This window comes from Vibrio sp. 10N.286.51.B11, from assembly GCF_041469245.1.
Classification (GTDB): Bacteria; Pseudomonadota; Gammaproteobacteria; order Enterobacterales; family Vibrionaceae; genus Vibrio; species Vibrio crassostreae_C.
Map to the genome: position 1 here is coordinate 107,013 of NZ_JBFRKI010000003.1, position 21,578 is coordinate 128,590.

Here is a 21,578-nt window from a genome sequence, read left to right on the forward strand (position 1 = left end):
CTGGATAATTTATATGTGCAAGTGGATTGGGTCTTATGCTGAAGGCAGCAAGTTTTGTCTGAATTCGCCCAATAAATCACTAACAAATTGAATTCGTTTCCGTCTGTCGACCAATGGTATCGTAAACTTGAACTTTGTTGGTCCTTCCATTGAAAACTTTTGCGGTTGAGATTGCAACAGTTTAACAAGGTAGGTCGGGTTTATGTCAGCATCCGGGTAGAATTCTAAGAATCCACCCTTATCGTGGGCTTCAATTTTCTTCGCTTTGATAGACGCTGCGGCTAATTTTAGCTCAGAAACTGATAACAAGTTCTTGGTTGCATCAGGCAGAAGGCCGAAGCGATCAATCAGCTCGACTTTCAACTCTGCCAATTCGTCGGAGTCACTCACACTCGCAATACGCTTATAGGTAGACAAACGTGTATTGATGTCTGGGATGTAGTCATCTGGTAATAGTGCTGGCAAACGCATCTCAATTTCAGTTTGTTCACGCAGTAGGTCATCAAGCGATGGCTCTCGACCTTCCTTCAATGCTTCAACCGCTTGTTCAAGCATCTCCATGTACAAGGTGAAACCAACTGACTGGATTTGACCACTCTGTTCATCACCTAACAGCTCACCCGCACCACGAATCTCTAAATCGTGAGTTGCTAAGGTAAAGCCTGCGCCCAAGTCTTCGAGCGAAGCAATCGCATCCAATCGCTTGATCGCATCTTTGGTCATTGCTTTAGGGTGTGGCGTTAACAAGTAAGCATAAGCTTGGTGGTGCGAACGACCTACACGACCACGTAATTGGTGCAGCTGTGCTAAACCAAGGTTATCGGCTCTGTCCATCAAGATGGTATTTGCCGTTGGTACGTCGATACCGGTTTCAATGATGGTTGTACACACCAGTAAGTTGAAGCGCTGGTGGTAGAAGTCATTCATGATGCGTTCCAGTTCGCGCTCTCGCATCTGGCCATGAGCTACAGTCACGCGCGCCTCTGGAATCAGCTTTTGCAATGACTCTGCTGTTTTCTCAATCGTGTCGACTTGGTTGTGTAGGAAGTAAACCTGGCCACCACGCATGATTTCACGCAGCACCGCTTCTCTGACGATGGCATCATCACTCTCGCGAACGAAGGTTTTAATTGCCAAGCGTCGTGCGGGTGGTGTAGCGATGATCGAAAGGTCACGCATGCCACTCATTGCCATGTTCAGCGTTCGCGGGATCGGTGTCGCAGTAAGCGTTAGAATATCGACATCCGCACGCATCGCTTTCACTTTCTCTTTCTGACGTACACCAAATCTGTGTTCTTCATCGACAACCAGCAGGCCTAGGTCTTTAAACTTAATATCGCTCGAAAGCAGCTTGTGAGTCCCGACTAGGATATCCACTTTACCGTCGGCGACATCTTGCATGATTAGTTTTTGCTCTTTAGCTGATTTGAATCGGGATAGAACCTCAACACGAATCGGCAAGTTGGCGAAACGGTCACGGAAGTTTTCGAAGTGTTGCTGAGCAAGTAGAGTAGTAGGAACTAAAACCGCTACTTGTTTGCTGTTGTCGGTACAAACGAATGCTGCACGCATCGCGACTTCGGTTTTACCAAAGCCAACATCACCACACACCAAACGGTCCATGGCTTTGGCTTGGCACATATCAGACATAACAGCATTGATGGCCATCGCTTGGTCATCGGTTTCTTCAAACGGGAAGCCAGATTTGAAAGTCGCGTATTGGCCACGGTCGAGCACAAATTTGTAGCCAGGTTTTAGCTCTCGCTTGGCGTAAACATCAAGTAGCTCTGCTGCAACGTCACGGACTTTCTCCGCGGCGCGTTTACGAGCTTTTTGCCACGCTTCGCCACCGAGTTTATGTAGTGGTGCTGAATCTTCAGCGCCACCCGAGTAACGTCCGATTAAGTTCAGAGAAGCAACAGGTACGTAGAGCTTGGCATCGTTTTGATACTCAAGGGTTACGTATTCGGTTTTCATACCACCGGCTTCGAGAGTCTGTAGGCCGATGTAGCGACCTATACCATGGTCAATGTGTACAACAGGCTGACCTGGTTTAAGTTCGGCTAAGTGACGAATGACAGTGTCGCTGTTAACACTTTTTTTGTCTTTCTTACGGCGCTGAACAACGCGATCACCCAACAGGTCGCTTTCACAGATAAGGGCGATGTTTTGCTCTTCGTGGATAAAGCCATGTTCCGCTGACCCTAAGATCAGGCTGAACTTATCTATACCTTTAATCGCCGCATCGAGGTTTTCAACTTCGCTTGGACGAACTTTAATGCCTCGCAGTAATTCACTCAGAGCTTCACGACGACCTTCAGACTCAACTGAAAAGACCACTTTTCCTTCGAAGGCTTCAGTGAACTTTCTTAGGTTTGCGAGTGGCTCTTTATTCTGATGCTGAACACTGAGATCAGGAAGAGACACAACCGGAAGGTTGGTACGTCCAGCTTTCTCTTCAATTGAATCTAAGCTCAGATTGACTTGTGGCTTCTGTTTGAAGTGTGCGAACAGCTCGTCTTTCTTCAACCACAGTTGTTCAGGCGTGAGAAGTGGCCGTAATGGGTCAACACCGCGCTGTTCGTATCGGTGAGCGACATCAGTAAGGAACGAATCAACCGCGGTTTCTACGTCACCCAGAACCAAGAGTTGCGCTTCATCGGCAACATAGTCAAACAGTGTTTCTGTGTGATCGAAGAATAGAGGCTGCCAGTACTCAATACCCGCAGGCCATGTGCCTTTAGATACCTGCATGTAAACTGACTCTGGTTCACGGCGGGCATCAAACTGTTGGCGCCAGCGAATACGGAAGTCTTCAATCGCCGTTTCCGAGGTTGGGAATTCGTGCGCTGGTAACAGGCGGATCTCAGAGATGTCTTCAATAGAACGCTGGTTTTCAGGATCGAAAGTACGAATAGTGTCGATTTCGTCATCGAAAAAATCGATTCGATACGGGTCTTTACTGCCCATTGGGAACAGATCGAGAATAGAGCCACGGCTTGCGTATTCACCGGGGCCAAACACTTGGTCAACGTAACGATAGCCTGACTTTTCAAGCTGTAGACGCAGTTTCTCTAAAGAGTAGAGATCGCCCGTTTTCACCATTAACGTGTGTTGTAGCAAAAAGTCACGCGGTGACTGGCGTTGCAATAACGTGCTGATCGGAACGATCGTGATGCCATCTTTTAGTGTTGGCAGTGCGTAAAGGCGTGCGATACGATCTGAGATGATCTCTTGGTGCGGCGAGAAGCTATCGTATGGCAGCGTTTCCCAGTCAGGGAATAATGCGACTTCATGTGCCGTAAACTGTTCAATTTCAGATTGCAGCTTAAGAGCGACTTGTGGGTCTGGCACTGCTAGTACTGTATGGCTGTTGTGCTGCTCTGCGAGTTTAGCGATGGCCAGAGCGAGAGACGAACCGACTAGGTTACCGATGTGCTTTTTGTCACCGGCTCCTTTGAGTGTAGGTAGTGTAAAAATAGATTGTTTGGTCATGTTAATTTACTTGTTATCTCGGTCTAGAGAGCGTTGACGCAAAAGTTTCTGTTGTTGATGAAGTGCCGCTTTGATCAGCAGGTCTTGGTCAGTATCGCGAAGATGAGCGTATTTGAAGTTAATTTCGAAACCGGAATCTTTAGGCTGGCTTGCAAACACTTCCGCGTAGCAGTATATGGCTGCAGCTGGGTGCTCTAGAAAAAGTTTGGCTTTTACTAAGCGACCCGGTTCGATGTCTGCTTTTGAAAAGCAGGAAAACTGACTCGCACCAAATGAATAGGTGTGAGTGCGAAATTTCTCATCATCTTGCTGCGATAACATAAAGCTCAACAAGAGGTTTAATTTTGAGTTTTGTGCATCCAATAAACTGGTGACATTCTTCAAGTCGCTGTTTTTCAGTTCCGCTCGAGCGCTGTCAGCTAACAGATCCAATTGGCTAAATTCACTTGCCACCACAAATGGTGCTGGGATCTCAGATTCGAATTGAATTTGAGAAGGTAAAGTGAAGCCGCTGTCCATTGGTTCAATATTAGCGGTAAGGCTATGGTGAACGGTGAAAAACTCTTGTTCTGTCATGCGTTAGTTCCTTGAAGTGATCTATTGATTATCGCTATGTGGCCGCAGTAATCAAGGTCAGTTAATTGAAAGTCTCAAATAGTTGTTTGAAATTTGGCTATTTGACAAGGTTCTGTTTTTCAAGCCTAACTAATTGAGTTAATTCACTCTATATTTTCAATTAACCCCTACACAGTAACAGCAATACCCGTTACATTAACCCGCATCCCCTTTAGATGGTTCAAAGTATGTTTCATCCTATTTCGTTGTTTGTTGGCCTACGCTATTTGAAAGGCCGTTCAGGTGATCGCTTTAGCCGTTTTGTTTCTTATATGTCGACGGCAGGTATCACCATTGGTGTGCTGTCTTTGGTTACTGTTTTATCGGTAATGAATGGATTCGAAGCGCAGTTAAAAGACCGAATTCTTGGTGTTCTTCCTCAAGCGGTGGTTTATGAGCAAGGTGGCACTACCTCTCTTTCTGCCCAAGCGCCTAATTTTGCAGAGCAAATCTCGCTTAATGGTCACGTTGAACCGATTGTCCGCAGTGAGGCAGTGATTCAGAGTCCGGCTCAATTATCTGCGGGTTTGTTAATTGGCATTGAACCCAATTCAGATGACCCTCTTCAGAACCACTTGATTGCGGGCAGATTGTCTTCACTTAAAGCGGGTCAATATCAGTTGTTCCTCGGTCATACTTTGGCGAGAAATTTGAAGGTATCTATGGGTGACAAAGTTCGCTTGATGGTGACCAGCGCTAGCCAATACACCCCATTAGGTCGTATTCCAAGCCAACGAAATTTCACCGTTGCCGGTATTTTCAATACAGGTTCTGATATCGACGCTCAACTGATGGTGACAGACATCCAAGACGCTGGGCGTTTGATGCGTTATAAATCAGACACTATTTCAGGCTGGCGACTATTTTTTGAAGACCCGTTTGAAGTCGCAGAGTTATCAACTCAGCCATTACCGGAAGGTTGGTTGTGGAGCGACTGGCGAGACCAACGAGGTGAGCTATTCCAAGCCGTTCGTATGGAAAAAAACATGATGGGTTTAATGCTTGGGCTTATCATCGGTGTTGCTGCTTTCAATATTATCTCAGCACTTATCATGGTGGTGATGGAGAAGCAGTCTGAAGTCGCGATTCTTAAGACCCAAGGCATGACTGATGGTCAAGTCATGGGGATCTTCATGGTTCAAGGCGCAAGTAGTGGCGTGATTGGTGCGCTCTCTGGTGGTGTGTTAGGCGTTGCTCTAGCGATGAACCTTAATACTATTTTAGAGGCGATGGGCGTTGCTCTATTCTCCTTTGGTGGACAGTTACCAATTTTGATTAACCCAATTCAAATCGCTGTTGTTGTGGTTCTGGCTATTGCACTTAGCCTGATTGCCACTGTATTCCCTTCTTATCGTGCATCGTCTGTGAAACCTGCTGAGGCCCTTCGTTATGAGTAATTTTCTTCAATGTAATGATATCCGTAAAACGTACCGTGAAGGCTCGTTAGATACTGAGGTGCTCAAGGGAGTCAGCTTTGACATCGAAAAGGGTGAGCTAGTAGCAATCATCGGTACCTCTGGCTCGGGCAAAAGTACCTTACTGCATATCTTAGGCGCATTAGACGATGCTTCTGCGGGCAGTGTGAGTTTTCTTGGTCAAGATTTAGCATCTTTGAGTTCGAATAAGCAGGCGAAGCTTCGCAACCAGCATCTTGGCTTTGTGTATCAGTTCCATCATCTTCTATCTGACTTTTCAGCTTTAGAAAACGTGGCGATGCCGTTATTGATTGGCGGCGAAAAGCCCGCTAAAGCAAAGCAAGAAGCACAACGTTTGTTGGACAAAGTTGGATTGAGTCACCGCGTGGACCACCGACCTTCAGAGCTTTCTGGTGGCGAGAGGCAACGTGTGGCGATTGCTCGTGCATTGGTGAATAAGCCTGCGCTAGTGTTGGCGGATGAACCAACCGGTAACCTTGACCATAACACCGCACTGTCTATTTACGACTTAATGCGTGAACTGAACCGTGAATACGATACTGCCTTTTTGGTCGTGACTCACGATGGTGAACTTGCCGGTAAGATGGATCGCCAACTTCACATGCAAGATGGTTTACTGGTCAACGTAGAAAAAGAGGAGAGCTAAGTGTTTTCCTCTTTATCTCTATTGATAGGCGGCCGATTTAGCCGTGCGAAACAACGAGACAAGATGGTGTCGTTCATCTCATTGTCTTCGACCATTGGTATTGCGGTTGGTGTCGCGGTGATCATTATCGGCTTATCTGCGATGAATGGCTTTGAGCGAGAGCTTCAATCACGAGTACTTTCTGTCATTCCTCATGGTGAATTTGAAGGCGTGAATGAGCCTGTGACTCGTTGGGAGCACGTGATTGAGGAGTCGGTTAAGCACGATAAAGTCGTTGCTGCTGCGCCTTATGTAAAAATTACAGCGCTTGCTGAAAAGGGCAAAGAACTCAAAGCAATTGAAGTTCGCGGCGTTGACCCACAACTTGAGCAACAAGTATCGAGCCTGTCGAGTTTTATCGATAAGCAAGCTTGGAGTGAGTTTAAAGCAGGGCAACAACAAATCATCTTAGGTTCTGGTGTAGCGAATGTGCTGGGTGCGAAAGTCGGTGATTATCTGACTTTGATGATTCCAGCGGTAAACGGTTCTGTGAAGGTTCAGGCGCCAAAGCGTGTTCGAGTGAAAGTGGTTGGCTTGCTGACGCTTAATGGCCAGATTGACCACAGCTTGGCTCTGATTCCGATTGGTGATGCTCAGGTCTACGCCAACTTAGGTGAGGCGGTAACTGGAGTCTCTTTAAAAGTGACCGATGTGCTGAACGCGAACTCTATTGTGCGTGAAGTGGGCAATCAGCTTGATGTGTATGTGTATCTACGAAGCTGGCAGCAGAAGTTTGGTTTCTTGTATCGAGATATCCAACTCGTTCGTACCATCATGTATCTGGTGATGGTACTGGTTATTGGTGTGGCTTGTTTCAATATTGTCTCGACGCTAATGATGGCAGTAAAAGACAGAGCATCAGAGATCGCGATTTTAAGAACCATGGGTGCATCAGACGGCCTTGTGAAGCGCATCTTTGTTTGGCAGGGCGTATTCTCAGGCGTGTTAGGCAGTTTAGTGGGCAGTGCAATAGGTGTGCTAGTCGCTCTTAATCTCACGACACTAATCAAAGGACTTGAAAAGTTGGTCGATCACCAGTTCTTGTCCGGTGATATCTATTTTGTCGACTTCTTGCCATCACAACTTGATATGACGGATGTTGTTGTGGTTTCCGGCACTGCGATTGTGCTGAGTTTACTGGCGACATGGTACCCAGCATCACGCGCGGCGAAGTTGAATCCAGCCTCAGTGCTGAGTTCTAAATAGCATTCGCCTAAATAACAGGCCGTCAGTTTTCAGTCGATACAAAAAAAGGATCCCAGTGGGATCCTTTTTTATTGAATTCAATTCGTGTTCTTTACGACTTTCGTTACATGCCAATCTTGCAGAGGTAAGTAGCTCATCCGATTTTAACTTGTGTACGTTTTAAGTGAAGCGCATACAAGGTTAGATTGAATAACAAGAAATGGCGTTCAGTGCCTTGCTTGTCGCTTCTTCCAACTTCTTACTACTGAGTAGCGCCATAAACCGCGAATACCAAAGTAGCCAATCATTGCTGAAACCACGCCACAAATCAGACAACCCAATAAGAACGGAGGCCCTATAGTGCTCATTTGCGCCAATATGAAGTCCCAAGACAATTCGAAATGGAAGGCTTGCGGTGGCACATGCATAACAAACGCCCCGACTTTATAAGCAAAGTAGAAGAGAACAGGCATGGTAACCGGGTTACTGATCCAAACAAGTGCGACAGCTAAAGGCAGGTTAACGCCACATGCGACAGCAAGGCCTGCAGACATAATCATTTGACTTGGTAGAGGGACAAACGCCATGAATAACCCAACAGCAAACGCGCCAGCCGCAGAGCGACGATTAAGGCACCATAAGTTGGGGTTGTACAAAACATTGCCAAAAACTTTCAATGCTTTCTGACGCTTGATTAGATCATGGTCAGGCATAAATCGTTTGATAAACTTTCTTGGCATAGGAGGAAGCTACTCTCTTGTTTAACACTTGGTTCTTGATTTCATTTGCTGCGACAGTTGTGTCTGCCAGCTTCTGGCCTGTGATGCCACATTGGGTTTGGGCACCATTGATGCTGTTGTTACTGCTAGCACCAACAAAGTATAGCGTTTTCCGGAGTGCAAGAGGTCCAGTAACAGCATTGATACTAGTTATCTGCCTAGGGAATGCGATTGAAATACAAACGAGTCGCTTATTCCAATCAGGGCAGAATACTACCATAAATGCGTCGGTTGTTAGCCTTTTTAGTGAAAATAGCCACGGTTTTGAAAGCGTAATAGTAGTCAGATCAATTGGCGGCGAAAAATTAATCTTTCCTCAATTGATAAAATTGCGTTTGTTTACTCCTTTCAAGCTAACGCTTGGAGATGATGTCTATTTATCGGCCTCAATAAAGCCGATATGGGGCAAACTCAACGAAGCCGGCTTTGACCGAGAAAAGTACTTGTTTAGTGCTGGCGTGGTTGCCAATGCAACTTACAGAGCAGATACCAAGTACCGAATTCATTCTAGCACCAACTTACGCGCCCAATGGTTTGAAGCCAGCCTTGAAAGGTTAAGTCTGCTGGCAAATCAAGATCTCATTATCGCTTTGAGTTTTGGATATCGAGACCTTATTCCGCCTCAGCGGTGGGATATGCTTAAAAGCAGTGGCCTGATTCACTTGATGGCTATTTCGGGGCTGCATATTGGGATTGCCTTTGGTATCGGCTATCAGATTGGCAAGATATTAAGGTTACTTTCCCCTTCATTTCTTTGGTTACCTACAATATTCGGGCTCGGCTTGGCGTATTTCTATAGTTGGTTTGCTGGATTCACGCTGCCGACTTTGAGAGCTTTGGTGATGTGCGTTATCGCGAGTTATTTCTTGTGGCGTGGGCAAAATATCAGTTTGCTTCGGTATGTTACTTTAAGTGTGTGCGTGGTTCTGCTGATTTGGCCGTTTTCAGCTTTGTCGAGCAGTTTTTGGTTGTCCTTTGGTGCATTGGGCGCTGTTTTCTATATCGCCTGTAATACTCAGCGCTCAGCTTCAAGCTTTACATTTATCGACTACGCACTCCAACTTATTAAGCTTCAACTGATGCTGACATTCCTTATCGCGCCTTCCTCGATGTTGTTTTTCAAAGGAGTCAGTTTAGTCTCTGTTTTCTACAACTTGTTCCTTTTGCCTTGGGTATCGATGGTGACGATCCCGCTGTTGTTTCTGGCAATGTTTCTAAGCTTAATATCGGAGTCAGTGTCTGGCGTGGTTGGTATAACAGCGCTAGACAATGATTTGGTCAGTCAGCTGTGGAAGTTAGTCGACTTATCGCTTGAGCCTCTCGTATTTAGTCTTCCTTTCTCTGAGCGATTTTGGATCCAAGTCGATAATCAGACGATTGCATTATCAGTATTCCTTATCTTGTTTTTGAGCTTTGTTAGTCGGTATTTCAAGCGAACATTATCGATATTGGTAACTGCAGTGTTTGTGCTGTGGTGGGAGTTCAGCAAACCCCAGCAAGACAAACTAACTATTGATATCTTGGATGTTGGGCATGGGTTGTCTTTGGTCTTGGAAAAGAACAATCAGATTGTTGTTTATGATCTTGGCAATGCGTGGCCAGGAGGCTCGGTTGTTGAGTCTTTGTTGATTCCTACTTTGAATCAGCGGGGGATTTATGAATTAGAAGGCGTGATTGTGAGTCATTTCGATTCTGACCATGCTGGTGGTTATCCGGCATTACTTGAGAACTATACGCCAAAGTGGATAAGAACCAGTCAGAACATTATTCAAGAACGCCAATCTATCACTCAAGCCCCGTCTAATATTCAAACATGTACTATTGGAGAGGTTTGGAACTGGCAAGATGTTGTTTTTGAGGTGTTGTGGCCGCCTAAGCAAGTAAAGAGGGCGTATAACCCACATTCGTGTGTGGTCAAGATCTCAGATCATAGTGCTGATTTCTCAATGTTGCTCACTGGTGATATTGAACTGGTAAGTGAGTGGTTACTTGCTCGTGAAGGAGAACAGCTAAGGAGTGATGTTATGTTGGTTCCGCATCATGGCAGCGATTCGTCATCGATTAAGTCGTTTATTGAGGCGGTGTCTCCTCAGCTGGCGATAGCTTCTCTTGCCAAAGGCAACCAGTGGGGAATGCCGAGTGAGTTTGTTATTGAACGTTATCAGGAAGCGGGGAGTACTTGGCTAGATACTGGAGAAAGCGGACAAATAACCATCACTCTTAGCAAAGAAGGTTGGCAATATCATGCGATTAGAGAACAACAAGGCGGGCAGTGGTATAGGCAGATGCTCCGTAAGGGAGTAGAATAGATAGATTATTGTGAGAAAATTAAGCGATTCTATGTCAACACAAACAGATGAAACTACCTGGGTCACATTTAAAAGACTTTGGACTTATATTCGATTATATAAGGCCGGCCTAGGTGTTGCGGTAATTGCGCTTATTATAAATGCCGTTTCTGATACCTATATGATTTCCTTACTAAAGCCGTTACTTGATGAAGGCTTTGGTAATGCTGAATCTGACTTTTTACGTACACTTCCACTTATTATCTTTGCCATGATGTTCGTTCGTGGCGTCAGTGGCTTTGTTTCAACCTATTGCTTGAGTTGGGTCTCTGGCAATGTGGTGATGGAAATTCGTCGTAAGATTTTCAGCCATTTCATGCACATGCCTGTTTCTTTCTTCGATAAAGAACAGACAGGCGCATTGCTATCTCGAATTACTTACGATTCAGAGCAAGTGTCTGCAGCAACCAGTAAAGCGTTAGTCAGTATTGTCCGTGAAGGTGCAAGTATTATAGGCTTGTTGACGCTGATGTTCTGGAATAGTTGGCAGTTATCTTTGGTGTTATTTGCTGTAGCGCCTTTGGTTGCGTGGGCGATCAGTATCGTATCGAAGCGATTCAGAAAGATCTCTAAGAACATGCAAACTAGCATGGGTCACGTTGCTTCTTCAGCTGAACAAATGCTGAAAGGGCATAAAGTGGTTCTAACTTACGGTGGTCAAGATCTAGAAAAACACCGCTTTGATAAAGTTAGTAACCAAATGCGCCAACAAAGCATGAAGTTAATCACTGCTCAAGCGGCCGCTAACCCGATTATTCAAATGATCGCATCAGTTGCGATTGTTGTTGTTCTATTCCTTGCTAGTGTCGATTCTATTAAAGCCGAGCTTACTGCTGGTACGTTTACCGTTGTGTTCTCTGCAATGTTTGGTCTATTACGTCCGCTAAAGGCGTTAACTAACGTAACGTCTGAATTCCAACGTGGTATGGCTGCGAGTACGACTCTATTTGGCTTGATGGATCTAGATACCGAGCAAAACAAAGGGACGTTGAAACCTGAAACTGTAATGGGTGAAGTGGCTGTTAAAGATGTCACGTTTACTTATGACGGTGCAGAGAAACCAGCACTTGATAAGATCAGCTTCAATATACCGAAAGGTAAAACGGTTGCGCTTGTTGGGCGATCTGGCTCGGGTAAGAGTACCATTGCTAACCTATTCACTCGTTTTTATGACGTAGACTCTGGTTCAATTGAGCTTGATGGCCACGACATTCGTGATTACGAATTGAGAAATCTGCGTGAGCACTTTGCGCTCGTTTCTCAAAATGTACATCTGTTTAACGATACGGTGGCTAACAACATCGCTTACGCAGCAGAAGAACAGTATTCACGTGAACAGATCGAATACGCGGCTAAGCTTGCTCATGCAAGTGAGTTTATCGAAGGCATGGAAAATGGCATCGATACCGTTGTTGGTGAAAATGGCGCAAGCCTTTCTGGTGGTCAAAGACAACGTATTGCGATTGCACGTGCTTTATTAAGAGATGCGCCTGTGCTGATTCTTGATGAGGCGACGTCTGCACTGGATACTGAGTCAGAGAGAGCGATTCAATCTGCACTAGAAGAACTGCAGAAAGACAAAACAGTATTAGTTATCGCACACAGACTCTCTACCATCGAGCAAGCTGATGAAATTCTAGTGGTTGATGATGGACATATTGTAGAAAGGGGCGCACATGCTGAGCTAATCGCGCATGATGGTGCTTATGCACAATTACACCGAATTCAGTTCAGCGGATAAATTAGGTCTTGTTGTGATCGAAAAGATTTGGTTTAACAATCACCCGTTGAAATATCTTCTCTGGCCGCTTTTGTGGCCACTGAGTCTGCTGTTCAAAATGATCAGTAGTCGGCGTCGTGACGCTTATCTCTCAGGGAATAAAGAGACCTACCGCCCGCCTTTACCTGTTATTGTTGTGGGCAATATTACTGCTGGTGGAAATGGTAAAACACCGGTTGTGATTTGGTTAGTTGAGATGCTTCAGGCTCACGGCTTTAAACCCGGAGTCGTATCTCGTGGCTACGGTGCAAAAGCACCAAGCTATCCGTTGGTGTTGGATGAAAATACCCCAGCTGAGCATTCGGGTGATGAACCTCGCTTGATTCGTAAGCGAACTGGTGCGCCAGTCGCAGTCGACCCTGTGCGAGCTAACGCAGTGAAAGCATTGCTGAGCAAAGGCGTTGATGTGATTATCACTGACGATGGCCTTCAGCATTACGCGCTTGAACGCGACATTGAATTTGCAGTTATCGACGGCGCAAGACGCTTTGGTAGTGAGAGTTTGATTCCTTTAGGTCCATTACGAGAGCCGGTTTCTCGTTTAGATGAAGTCGACTTTTTGGTAAACAATGGCGGTAAAGCGCACGGTCGAGAGTTCTCGATGTCTTTGCTTCCAAGCCAAGCAGTTAACCTAAAGACTGGTCAGAAAAGGTCTGTGGCAAAATTACACAAGCTGGTGGCTTTTGCCGGTATTGGCCACCCACCGCGCTTTTTTAAAACATTGGAAGATCTTGATGGTGATGTGGTTTTCACACAGGGCTTCGCCGACCATCAAGATTTTGATAAAGATGAACTTCATGCCTTAGCTAATAAAGGTATGAATCTGATTATGACAGAAAAAGACGCTGTAAAATGCGAAGAATATGCGCAAGATAACTGGTGGTATCTTCCAGTTTCTGCGCAGTTTGATGAAGATTCGCAACAGCAAATTTTAAAAAGAATAAAAGAGGTTATGGAATACTATGGATCACCGTCTACTTGAGATCGTTGCTTGCCCTGTATGTAAAGGTAAACTAACTTTTGACAAGGATAAGCAAGAGCTTGTTTGTAAAATTGATCGCCTTGCTTACCCAATTAAAGAGGGTATTCCTGTTCTTTTAGAACCTGAAGCTCGCACCGTTTCTATGGATGAGGGTAAGTAATGTCTTATACGGTTGTTATACCTGCAAGATACCAATCGAGCCGTTTACCAGGGAAGCCACTTGCTGACATTGGTGGAAAGCCGATGATTCAATGGGTATACGAACAGTCAATGAAAGCGGGTGCCGATAACGTTATTATCGCTACCGACGACGCTCGAGTTGAAAAAGCGGCTAAAGCATTTGGCGCGACCGTTTGTATGACATCACCGAATCACGAATCGGGCACTGAACGCCTAGCTGAAGTGATTGAAGTTATGAATATTCCTGATGATCATATTATCGTGAATGTTCAAGGTGATGAGCCACTTATCCCACCTTCAATCATTAATCAGGTTGCCAACAATCTTGCTAACAGTACAGCCCCGATGGCAACGTTAGGTGTGGAAATTACTCATGCTGATGAAGTGTTTAACCCTAATGCCGTTAAAGTTGTAACCGATAAAGACGGTTACGCCTTGTATTTTAGCCGAGCAACCATTCCTTGGGATCGCGATGCTTACGCGAACAACGGTACTGCAGCGGAATCTCCTTTGCTTCGTCATATTGGTATCTATGCTTACCGAGCGGGTTTTATCAATACCTACATTAATTGGGAACCAAGCACTCTTGAACGTATTGAGTGCCTAGAGCAATTACGAGTACTTTGGTACGGTGAAAAAATCCACGTAGACGTTGCGGCGGAAGCACCGGCTGCTGGTGTTGATACGCCTGAAGACCTAGAAGCGGTTCGAGCTATTATTGGCTAAGCTTCTTTGAGCGAGTTCTTCTTTGCTCTACAAAATGAAAAATCATGAGCCTTGCCTATTGCGAGGCTTTTTTCTATCTATCGAAAAGTGCGCTATCGAAAAGCGCGTGCGTGTCTTATTAACCTAAGCAAACGGATATTGAGATAGTTGCATTGGTTTATGCATCATCAACACGGAATTATCTGAGATTTACCTCGCTCGAGTTCCAATTTTTCTCTATAATATGCCGCCTATAAAGTAGTGGCGAATCGCTAGTACAGAATAAAACTTACGACAAAACGTGGAGTAAAAGATGCCTTCTCAAAGCCCAGTGATTACGGTTGATGGACCAAGTGGTGCAGGTAAAGGTACCCTGTGTATGTTGCTAGCAGATAAGCTAGGCTTTCATCTTCTAGACTCAGGCGCGATCTATCGCGTATTGGCTTTAGCGGCAATTCACCATGGTGTGGATACTGAATCAGAGGATGCTTTAGTACCGCTTGCTACACACTTAGACGTGCAGTTTATTGCTGAAGGCGACTTAGTTAAGGTTATCCTAGAAGGTGAAGATGTGTCTGGTGAACTTCGTAAAGAAGAGACTGGCATGGCGGCTTCAAAAGTTGCTGCTTTACCTCGCGTTCGCGAAGCACTGCTTCGTCGTCAACGTGCATTCAGCGCTGCGCCTGGTTTGGTTGCAGATGGCCGTGACATGGGAACGGTTGTGTTTTCTGAAGCTGAAGCGAAAATATTTTTAGATGCAAGTGCTGAAGAGCGTGCGAGTCGCCGCCTTAAACAGTTGCAACAGAAGGGGTTAGATGTTAAATTTGACGACCTTTTGAGCGAGATCCAAGAGCGAGACGACCGAGATCGTAATCGCCCAGTGGCGCCACTTCGCCCTGCAGAGGATGCTCTAGTGCTTGATTCCACCTCAATGAATATTGAGCAGGTAGTAGAAAAAGCACTACACTATATTGAATCGAAACTGGCTGGGTAATTTCGCCGAGCTAGTACGAACGTTGGTCGCAAGGATGATGACCGGCGAATTTATCAACCCCATGCGGTAGGATACCCATGGACGTTTAATTATTGAAGATTAAATAATGACTGAATCTTTTGCTCAACTCTTTGAAGAGTTTCTATCTGAAACTGAATTCCAACAAGGCAGCATCGTTAAGGGTACTGTAGTAGCTATCGAGAACGGTTTCGTTCTTGTAGACGCTGGTCTTAAGTCTGAATCTGCTATCCCTGCTGAACAATTCAAGAACGCTGCTGGCGAACTTGAAGTTGAAGTTGGTGCTGAAGTAGACGTAGCTCTAGACGCTGTTGAAGATGGTTTCGGTGAAACTCAACTTTCTCGTGAGAAAGCTAAGCGTCACGAAGCTTGGATCGTACTTGAGAAAGCTTGCGAAGAAGCTGAAACTGTTGTTGGTATCATCAACGGTAAAGTTAAAGGCGGTTTCACTGTTGAACTTAACGGTATCCGTGCTTTCCTTCCTGGTTCTCTAGTAGACGTACGTCCTATCCGTGACACTGCTCACCTAGAAAACAAAGAGCTAGAGTTCAAAGTAATCAAGCTAGACCAGAAGCGTAACAACGTTGTTGTTTCTCGTCGTGCTGTTATCGAATCTGAAAACAGTGTTGAGCGTGACGAACTTCTTGAAACTCTACAAGAAGGTACTGAAGTTAAAGGTATCGTTAAGAACCTTACTGACTACGGTGCATTCGTTGACCTTGGCGGTGTTGACGGTCTTCTACATATCACAGATATGGCTTGGAAGCGCGTTAAGCACCCATCAGAGATCGTTAACGTTGGTGACGAAATCCTAGTTAAAGTTCTTAAGTTCGATCGTGAGCGCACTCGTGTTTCACTAGGTCTTAAGCAACTAGGCGAAGATCCATGGGTAGCAATCGCTAAGCGTTACCCAGAAGGTCACAAGCTTTCTGGTCGTGTTACAAACCTAACTGACTACGGCTGCTTCGTTGAAATCGAAGAAGGCGTTGAAGGTCTAGTACACGTTTCTGAAATGGATTGGACTAACAAGAACATCCACCCTTCTAAAGTTGTTAATGTTGGCGACGAAGTTGAGGTTATGGTTCTTGATATCGACGAAGAACGTCGTCGTATCTCTCTAGGTCTGAAACAGTGTAAAGCTAACCCATGGCAGTCATTTGCAGAAATGCAAGCTAAGGGCGACAAAGTTACTGGTAAGATCAAGTCTATCACTGACTTTGGTATCTTCATCGGTCTAGAAGGCGGTATCGACGGTCTTGTACACCTATCTGACATTTCTTGGAACGCTGCCGGCGAAGAAGCTGTACGTGAATACAAGAAAGGCGACGAAATCTCTGCTGTTGTTCTAGCAGTAGATGCAGAGCGTGAGCGTATTTCTCTTGGCGTTAAGCAAATGGAAAACGACCCGTTCAACGCATACGTTGCTGACAACAAGAAAGGTGTTCTTGTAAACGGTACTGTTACTGCAGTTGACGCGAAAGGCGCTACTATCGAGCTAATCGAAGGCGTTGAAGGTTACATCCGCGCTTCTGAAGTTTCTCGCGACCGTATCGAAGATGCATCTCTAATCCTAAGCGTTGGCGACAGCGTTGAAGCGAAGTTCACTGGTGTAGACCGTAAGAACCGCGTAATCAACCTATCTATCAAAGCTAAAGATGAAGCTGATGAGCAAGAAGCAATGGCTTCACTGAACAAGTCTGAAGAAGGCGCGTTCGGTAACGCAATGGCAGACGCATTCAAAGCTGCTAAAGGCGAATAATAGCTTCTCATTAAGAGAATTATAGCTATCTAGCCAAGAAAGGAGCCGTAAGGCTCCTTTTTTTTTGCTTATTTTTCCGATAGGTCTATAATTTCTAAAAAGAAAACCAACGAGGGTAACTATGACTAAGTCTGAATTGATTGAGAGACTGTGCGCTGAGCAAACGCATCTTTCTGCAAAAGAAATTGAAGACGCTGTAAAAGACATTTTAGAGCATATGGCTTCAACACTAGAAAGTGGTGATCGAATCGAAATTCGCGGTTTTGGCAGCTTTTCTCTGCATTATCGTGAGCCTCGTGTTGGACGTAACCCAAAGACTGGTGACAAGGTTGAGTTAGAAGGTAAATACGTTCCTCACTTCAAACCAGGTAAAGAGCTGCGTGAACGAGTAAACTCAGGAATGTAGCCTACTTATCGGAATTAAGAAAAGCGGCATACTATAATGTATGCCGCTTTTTTATGACCATAATATGGTGGTCTGATTAGTAATTTTCCTGCATAATCGTACAGCTAACCAACCAATGAGTGATGAACTATGAAAATTATAAAAATAGTCGCCGTTATCGCACTTTTCCTAATTGCACTGGCTTTAGGCTCTCAAAACCAAACAACTGTGAATTTCAACTATCTGCTAGCGCAAGGTGACTTCCACCTATCAAGTTTATTAGGTGTTGTATTCGTTTCAGGCTTCGCCCTTGCTTGGTTAGTCTTTGGTAATATGCACATGCGGTCTCAGCTAAAAATTCATCGCTTGAAGAAGCAACTCAATAAGCAATCAAAGCAGGTCCCTGCTGATACTAAAGCTTAAAGGCTATATTTGATGTTAGAGTTACTGTTCTTACTTTTGCCCATCGCAGCCGCTTATGGCTGGTATATGGGTAATCGTAATGCTCAGCAAGAAAAACAAAAGCAATCACACCAGATCTCCCGTCAATACGTGACGGGTTTGAACCTATTACTGTCAGACCAATCTGACAAAGCGGTTGATCACTTCATTGAGCTGCTTCAAGTAGACAATGAAACCATCGATACTCACTTGGCTTTGGGCAACTTGTTCCGCTCAAGAGGCGAAGTCGACCGCGCTATTCGTATTCACCAAAATCTCATCTCTCGTTCGGGGCTTACCCTCGATCAGAAAAATCTCGCACTGCAACAATTAGCTAAAGACTACATGGTCTCTGGCTTCCTTGATCGCGCTGAAAAAATCTTTGAACAACTTGTAGAAGAACCTGACCATAAAGAGGGCGCTTTACAGCAGTTGGTGGCTATTTATCAGCAGACCCGTGAGTGGAACAAGGCTATCCATTACGGAAATATCTTAGTTAAGCTCGGCAAGAAAAAAATGAAGATGCGTGCCACAGTCGCGCATTTCTGGTGTGAGCTTGCAATGCAAGAACAAGCCGATGGTAATCGTTCTAAAGCGCTTCAGCATTTTAAGAAGGCGCTTTCTGAAGACCCTAAATGTGTTCGCGCAAGTATCGCACTAGGGAAGTTCCACTTAGCGAACGAAGATTACCAAAAGACAATTGATTGTCTTGAATCGGTACTTGAACAAGATATCGATTTTATCAGTGAGGTGTTGCCAACCCTTGCTGAGTGTTACCACAAGCTTGGACAAGAAGCTCAATTGGTCGAGTTCCTCAAAGCGTGTATTCAGAAGAAAGCCGGTGTATCTGCCGAACTGATGCTGGCGCAATTGGTTGCTCACCATGAAGATGTAGGCTCTGCTCAAGAGTTACTGACAAAGCAGCTTGTTAAAAATCCAACCATGAAAGGTTTTTATCGATTAATCGATTACCACCTAGCGGAAGCAGAAGAAGGCCGAGCAAAAGACAGCTTAACCACACTTCAATCTATGGTTGGTGAACAGCTTAAGGTTAAGCCTCATTACCGTTGTCGTCAGTGTGGTTTCTCGACACACTCTTTGTATTGGCACTGCCCTTCATGTAAAGGGTGGGGGACGATCAAGCCTATTCGTGGGCTTGATGGTGAATAGATTTGTGGTCACTTTAAGACCTAATTATTAATTGCAGCTTTCGGGCTGCATTTTTATGACTGTTATTTATCACCTGCTTAGGTGATTAGAAATTTTTAGAAAGTTAACTGCGTTAGGAGATGAAATGAACGACCAAAAAATCATTGTAGCCTTGGATTATGATAATCAAGCGGATGCGTTAGCCTTTGTCGATCGAATTGACCCAGCATCTTGCCGCCTAAAAGTGGGCAAAGAGATGTTTACCCTGTTTGGCCCTGAATTTGTTCGTGAATTACATAAGCGTGGTTTCTCAGTATTTTTAGACCTTAAATTCCACGACATCCCGAACACATGTTCAAAAGCAGTCCGTGCTGCCGCTGAACTGGGTGTTTGGATGGTGAACGTACACGCAAGTGGCGGTGAGCGTATGATGACGGCTTCTCGCGAAATCTTAGAACCTTATGGCAAAGATCGTCCACTGTTAATCGGTGTAACGGTACTCACCAGTATGGAGCAATCTGACTTAGCGGGTATCGGTCTGGATCTTGAACCACAACAACACGTGATGCGCTTGGCTTCTCTAACGAAAAACTCTGGCTTAGACGGTGTTGTATGTTCTGCACAAGAGGCTTCTTTGCTTAAAGGTGCACTTGGTCAAGAGTTCAAGCTAGTTACTCCAGGTATTCGTCCTGTCGGCGCAGATGTTGGTGACCAGAAGCGCATCATGACGCCTTCTAAAGCGATTGAATCAGGTTCAGACTACCTTGTTATTGGTCGTCCGATTACGCAAGCGATAGACCCTGCTGCTGTACTTGCAGAGATCAACGGTACGCTTGCTTAAGTCTATATTTGGATTGAGATATAAATAAAGAAGGCCAGCAAATTGCTGGCCTTAATTTTTTAGTCTGGATTAGTCTAAACTGGACTGAATGTTCTGTGTGGAGCCTAAACCGGAGCACCACTATGGAATTTGAAGTCGCTGTCTTCTGAAGTGATAAGATCAGCTTCTACTTGAGCAAAATGCGAAATACGCTCTGAAATATCTTTCCCTGCGATCTGTTCTGCTAGCTCAAGGTAATCTTGGTAGTGGCGAGCTTCTGAACGAAGTAGAGACACGTAAAACTTCTTCATGTCTTCTTCCAAGAAAGGAGCCAATTTAGCGAAGCGCTCACAAGAGCGAGCTTCAATAAACGCACCGATGATAAGCTTATCAACCAGAGCATCAGGCTCGTAAGTCTTAACTTGTTTGATCAAGCCCTTAGCGTAACGACCCGCCTCGATTGGCTGGTAAGTCACGCCTTTCTTCTCCATCAACTCCATGACTTGGTAGAAGTGATGCAGCTCTTCTTTGATCAGTAAAACCATCTTATCGATTAGGTCAGCACCGTAATTACAGCCTTCTTTCGCTGTGATTTGCTTGGATACGTTGCTTTTACCACGCAGAGACTCTAAGTCTCCGATACGACGGTAAGCAAATTGCTCGTATGGCAAAATCCATTCATTCAGTTGCTTCGCGCTTTCTTTATCGACGGCGTACTTGCGAATAAGGAATAAAGCACTCTGTGCCGCCTTAAGTTCACACAGCATGTGATCGCGTAGAATGATGTGAAGATTTTCTGGCTTTTTGGCTTGATCTATCCATGAATCTGGCGTTTCGGCTTTAAGAAAAGAGTGGATTGGAGCGAGTAATTCTTGATACATGGTCAGGGAAAGTTTGTTGATAATGCGGGGATTTTATCACAGCTCAAGAGATCTCCCTATACAGAGAAAGGAAATTCAACAGCTACAAAAAAGGCCGCCTATTTAATGTAAATAAGGCGGCCTTTAAGTGTTGAGTTAGACTGTTACCATTTCTTCTTCTGACCGAAGAGGGCATCCATATCGTCTTCTCGTTCTTTAGATTCCATCTGCTGCAAATCTTGAGCGTTTTTGTCTTGGCGTTTCTGGTCAAGCTCGTTAAGCATCTGTTGAAGCTTTTCTTTGGCTTGATTAGAGTACGAGTCGTTCTTAGTCGCCAAAGCATCAATACCTTTGCGTAATAGCTGAATCGCTGTTCCCGGTTGTCCGCGAGAAATCGAATCGTTTGCACGTTTGATAACATTTTCAATGTTAATACGGATTTGAATTGTTTCTAGGCGAGCATTTTCAACCACATAAGCTTGAGTCTCGAAACGGCCTTTATTGTGCTCGTTGCGCACCGTATCACGCAGGCGTTTAACTAACTTAAGCATCATGATCGCTTGCTTGTCACTACTTGGTACGCGGAAAGCGGTACTCTCGCCACCTTTGTAGTTCTCTTTTAGCTGAGTGATTTGTTGTTTTACGCTTTCAATGCGTTGGGCAAGCTGCTTATTTTTTGGATCGAGTTGATACATGTTTTCTAATGCATCAAGAATTCGATTGTTTAAGCATACAAGAAGATCTTGGCTAAACGGCATGTGATGAGCGTTGCCAATCAGTTCTTCTGTACCGTCAATAATGGTTAGATAACGAGAAGCTTCCTGTTTCTTCGCTGTTTCTACCTTAACTTTATATTGAAGCATGATGTTGTAGCCTAAAACTAACACCAAAAGAACGGCTACTAAGACGATTATTAAACCAATATTCATATATTTGAGTCTGCTTATTATTTTCTATAGCTA

General features: G+C 44.8%; 19 protein-coding genes. 14 read left to right on the forward strand and 5 right to left on the reverse strand.

Annotated features, from left to right (window positions below; all coding sequences use genetic code 11):
- Positions 1–33: 33 nt before the first annotated feature.
- Both mfd and AB4154_RS01660 read right to left on the reverse strand, forming a co-directional pair.
- Positions 34–3,495 carry a transcription-repair coupling factor gene (gene mfd, locus AB4154_RS01655; protein ID WP_372122067.1) on the reverse strand — a complete coding sequence of 1,154 codons (3,462 nt, stop codon included), beginning with the start codon at positions 3,493–3,495 and terminating at the stop codon, positions 34–36.
- A gap of 6 nt (positions 3,496–3,501) precedes the next feature.
- Entirely contained in the window at positions 3,502–4,071 is a 570-nt protein-coding gene (locus tag AB4154_RS01660; protein ID WP_372122069.1) for a PilZ domain-containing protein, read from the reverse strand.
- A 227-nt stretch (positions 4,072–4,298) separates the two neighbouring features.
- Here AB4154_RS01660 and lolC point away from each other — a divergent pair, with 227 nt between their 5' ends.
- From lolC to lolE, 3 genes are read left to right on the forward strand one after another with little or no spacing between them, the layout of a single operon-like run.
- The gene (lolC, locus tag AB4154_RS01665; protein WP_102429154.1) at positions 4,299–5,507 is read left to right on the forward strand and encodes a lipoprotein-releasing ABC transporter permease subunit LolC; all 1,209 of its coding nucleotides are present in this window, start codon (positions 4,299–4,301) and stop codon (positions 5,505–5,507) included.
- The gene (gene lolD / locus AB4154_RS01670; protein ID WP_017060230.1) at positions 5,500–6,192 is read left to right on the forward strand and encodes a lipoprotein-releasing ABC transporter ATP-binding protein LolD; all 693 of its coding nucleotides are present in this window, start codon (positions 5,500–5,502) and stop codon (positions 6,190–6,192) included. Before lolC ends, lolD begins: the two co-directional genes overlap by 8 nt.
- Positions 6,193–7,437 (forward strand): lipoprotein-releasing ABC transporter permease subunit LolE, encoded by a 1,245-nt coding sequence (gene lolE, locus AB4154_RS01675; protein ID WP_017060231.1) that lies wholly within the window; start codon positions 6,193–6,195, stop codon positions 7,435–7,437. It begins immediately after the preceding gene.
- Between the two features lie 206 nt (positions 7,438–7,643).
- Here lolE and AB4154_RS01680 read toward each other — a convergent pair whose 3' ends face one another.
- Positions 7,644–8,156, reverse strand: coding sequence for a DUF2062 domain-containing protein (locus AB4154_RS01680; protein WP_017060232.1), 513 nt, complete (start codon positions 8,154–8,156; stop codon positions 7,644–7,646).
- 17 nt (positions 8,157–8,173) lie between these two features.
- Here AB4154_RS01680 and AB4154_RS01685 point away from each other — a divergent pair, with 17 nt between their 5' ends.
- The 11 genes from AB4154_RS01685 (at position 8,174) to pyrF (ending at position 19,777) form a co-directional block, all read left to right on the forward strand.
- Positions 8,174–10,504: a DNA internalization-related competence protein ComEC/Rec2 gene (locus AB4154_RS01685; protein ID WP_017060233.1), complete on the forward strand. Its 2,331-nt coding sequence runs from the start codon at positions 8,174–8,176 to the stop codon at positions 10,502–10,504.
- 31 nt (positions 10,505–10,535) lie between these two features.
- Positions 10,536–12,284, forward strand: coding sequence for a lipid A ABC transporter ATP-binding protein/permease MsbA (msbA, locus tag AB4154_RS01690; RefSeq protein ID WP_017060234.1), 1,749 nt, complete (start codon positions 10,536–10,538; stop codon positions 12,282–12,284).
- 13 nt (positions 12,285–12,297) lie between these two features.
- On the forward strand, positions 12,298–13,305 hold the full coding sequence (gene lpxK / locus AB4154_RS01695; protein WP_102321280.1) for a tetraacyldisaccharide 4'-kinase: 1,008 nt from the start codon (positions 12,298–12,300) through the stop codon (positions 13,303–13,305).
- Positions 13,286–13,465 carry a Trm112 family protein gene (locus AB4154_RS01700; RefSeq protein ID WP_004736429.1) on the forward strand — a complete coding sequence of 60 codons (180 nt, stop codon included), beginning with the start codon at positions 13,286–13,288 and terminating at the stop codon, positions 13,463–13,465. Before lpxK ends, AB4154_RS01700 begins: the two co-directional genes overlap by 20 nt.
- Positions 13,465–14,211: a 3-deoxy-manno-octulosonate cytidylyltransferase gene (kdsB, locus tag AB4154_RS01705; protein ID WP_017060236.1), complete on the forward strand. Its 747-nt coding sequence runs from the start codon at positions 13,465–13,467 to the stop codon at positions 14,209–14,211. Before AB4154_RS01700 ends, kdsB begins: the two co-directional genes overlap by 1 nt.
- A gap of 292 nt (positions 14,212–14,503) precedes the next feature.
- The gene (gene cmk, locus AB4154_RS01710; protein WP_372122071.1) at positions 14,504–15,184 is read left to right on the forward strand and encodes a (d)CMP kinase; all 681 of its coding nucleotides are present in this window, start codon (positions 14,504–14,506) and stop codon (positions 15,182–15,184) included.
- 106 nt (positions 15,185–15,290) lie between these two features.
- Entirely contained in the window at positions 15,291–16,961 is a 1,671-nt protein-coding gene (gene rpsA, locus AB4154_RS01715; protein ID WP_010439921.1) for a 30S ribosomal protein S1, read from the forward strand.
- 121 nt (positions 16,962–17,082) lie between these two features.
- The gene (gene ihfB, locus AB4154_RS01720) at positions 17,083–17,367 is read left to right on the forward strand and encodes an integration host factor subunit beta (protein WP_017060238.1); all 285 of its coding nucleotides are present in this window, start codon (positions 17,083–17,085) and stop codon (positions 17,365–17,367) included.
- A 129-nt stretch (positions 17,368–17,496) separates the two neighbouring features.
- Complete coding sequence (locus AB4154_RS01725) at positions 17,497–17,769, forward strand: LapA family protein (RefSeq protein WP_017060239.1); 273 nt, start codon at positions 17,497–17,499, stop codon at positions 17,767–17,769.
- Between the two features lie 12 nt (positions 17,770–17,781).
- Complete coding sequence (lapB, locus tag AB4154_RS01730) at positions 17,782–18,957, forward strand: lipopolysaccharide assembly protein LapB (protein WP_017060240.1); 1,176 nt, start codon at positions 17,782–17,784, stop codon at positions 18,955–18,957.
- A gap of 124 nt (positions 18,958–19,081) precedes the next feature.
- Positions 19,082–19,777 (forward strand): orotidine-5'-phosphate decarboxylase, encoded by a 696-nt coding sequence (gene pyrF / locus AB4154_RS01735; RefSeq protein ID WP_017060241.1) that lies wholly within the window; start codon positions 19,082–19,084, stop codon positions 19,775–19,777.
- A gap of 104 nt (positions 19,778–19,881) precedes the next feature.
- Here the strand turns inward: pyrF and miaE are convergent, their stop codons facing one another.
- Positions 19,882–20,637: a tRNA isopentenyl-2-thiomethyl-A-37 hydroxylase MiaE gene (gene miaE / locus AB4154_RS01740; RefSeq protein WP_372122072.1), complete on the reverse strand. Its 756-nt coding sequence runs from the start codon at positions 20,635–20,637 to the stop codon at positions 19,882–19,884.
- A gap of 143 nt (positions 20,638–20,780) precedes the next feature.
- The gene (locus AB4154_RS01745; RefSeq protein ID WP_017060243.1) at positions 20,781–21,545 is read right to left on the reverse strand and encodes a hypothetical protein; all 765 of its coding nucleotides are present in this window, start codon (positions 21,543–21,545) and stop codon (positions 20,781–20,783) included.
- Between the last annotated feature and the right edge of the window lie 33 nt (positions 21,546–21,578).

Coding starts and splice junctions, on each gene's coding strand:
- mfd (WP_372122067.1), bottom strand. CDS start 3,495: ATGACCAAACAATCTATTTTTACACTACCTACACTCAAAGGAGCCGGT.
- AB4154_RS01660 (WP_372122069.1), bottom strand. CDS start 4,071: ATGACAGAACAAGAGTTTTTCACCGTTCACCATAGCCTTACCGCTAAT.
- lolC (WP_102429154.1), top strand. CDS start 4,299: ATGTTTCATCCTATTTCGTTGTTTGTTGGCCTACGCTATTTGAAAGGC.
- lolD (WP_017060230.1), top strand. CDS start 5,500: ATGAGTAATTTTCTTCAATGTAATGATATCCGTAAAACGTACCGTGAA.
- AB4154_RS01680 (WP_017060232.1), bottom strand. CDS start 8,156: ATGCCAAGAAAGTTTATCAAACGATTTATGCCTGACCATGATCTAATC.
- msbA (WP_017060234.1), top strand. CDS start 10,536: ATGTCAACACAAACAGATGAAACTACCTGGGTCACATTTAAAAGACTT.
- AB4154_RS01700 (WP_004736429.1), top strand. CDS start 13,286: ATGGATCACCGTCTACTTGAGATCGTTGCTTGCCCTGTATGTAAAGGT.
- kdsB (WP_017060236.1), top strand. CDS start 13,465: ATGTCTTATACGGTTGTTATACCTGCAAGATACCAATCGAGCCGTTTA.
- cmk (WP_372122071.1), top strand. CDS start 14,504: ATGCCTTCTCAAAGCCCAGTGATTACGGTTGATGGACCAAGTGGTGCA.
- rpsA (WP_010439921.1), top strand. CDS start 15,291: ATGACTGAATCTTTTGCTCAACTCTTTGAAGAGTTTCTATCTGAAACT.
- ihfB (WP_017060238.1), top strand. CDS start 17,083: ATGACTAAGTCTGAATTGATTGAGAGACTGTGCGCTGAGCAAACGCAT.
- AB4154_RS01725 (WP_017060239.1), top strand. CDS start 17,497: ATGAAAATTATAAAAATAGTCGCCGTTATCGCACTTTTCCTAATTGCA.
- lapB (WP_017060240.1), top strand. CDS start 17,782: ATGTTAGAGTTACTGTTCTTACTTTTGCCCATCGCAGCCGCTTATGGC.
- pyrF (WP_017060241.1), top strand. CDS start 19,082: ATGAACGACCAAAAAATCATTGTAGCCTTGGATTATGATAATCAAGCG.
- miaE (WP_372122072.1), bottom strand. CDS start 20,637: ATGTATCAAGAATTACTCGCTCCAATCCACTCTTTTCTTAAAGCCGAA.
- AB4154_RS01745 (WP_017060243.1), bottom strand. CDS start 21,545: ATGAATATTGGTTTAATAATCGTCTTAGTAGCCGTTCTTTTGGTGTTA.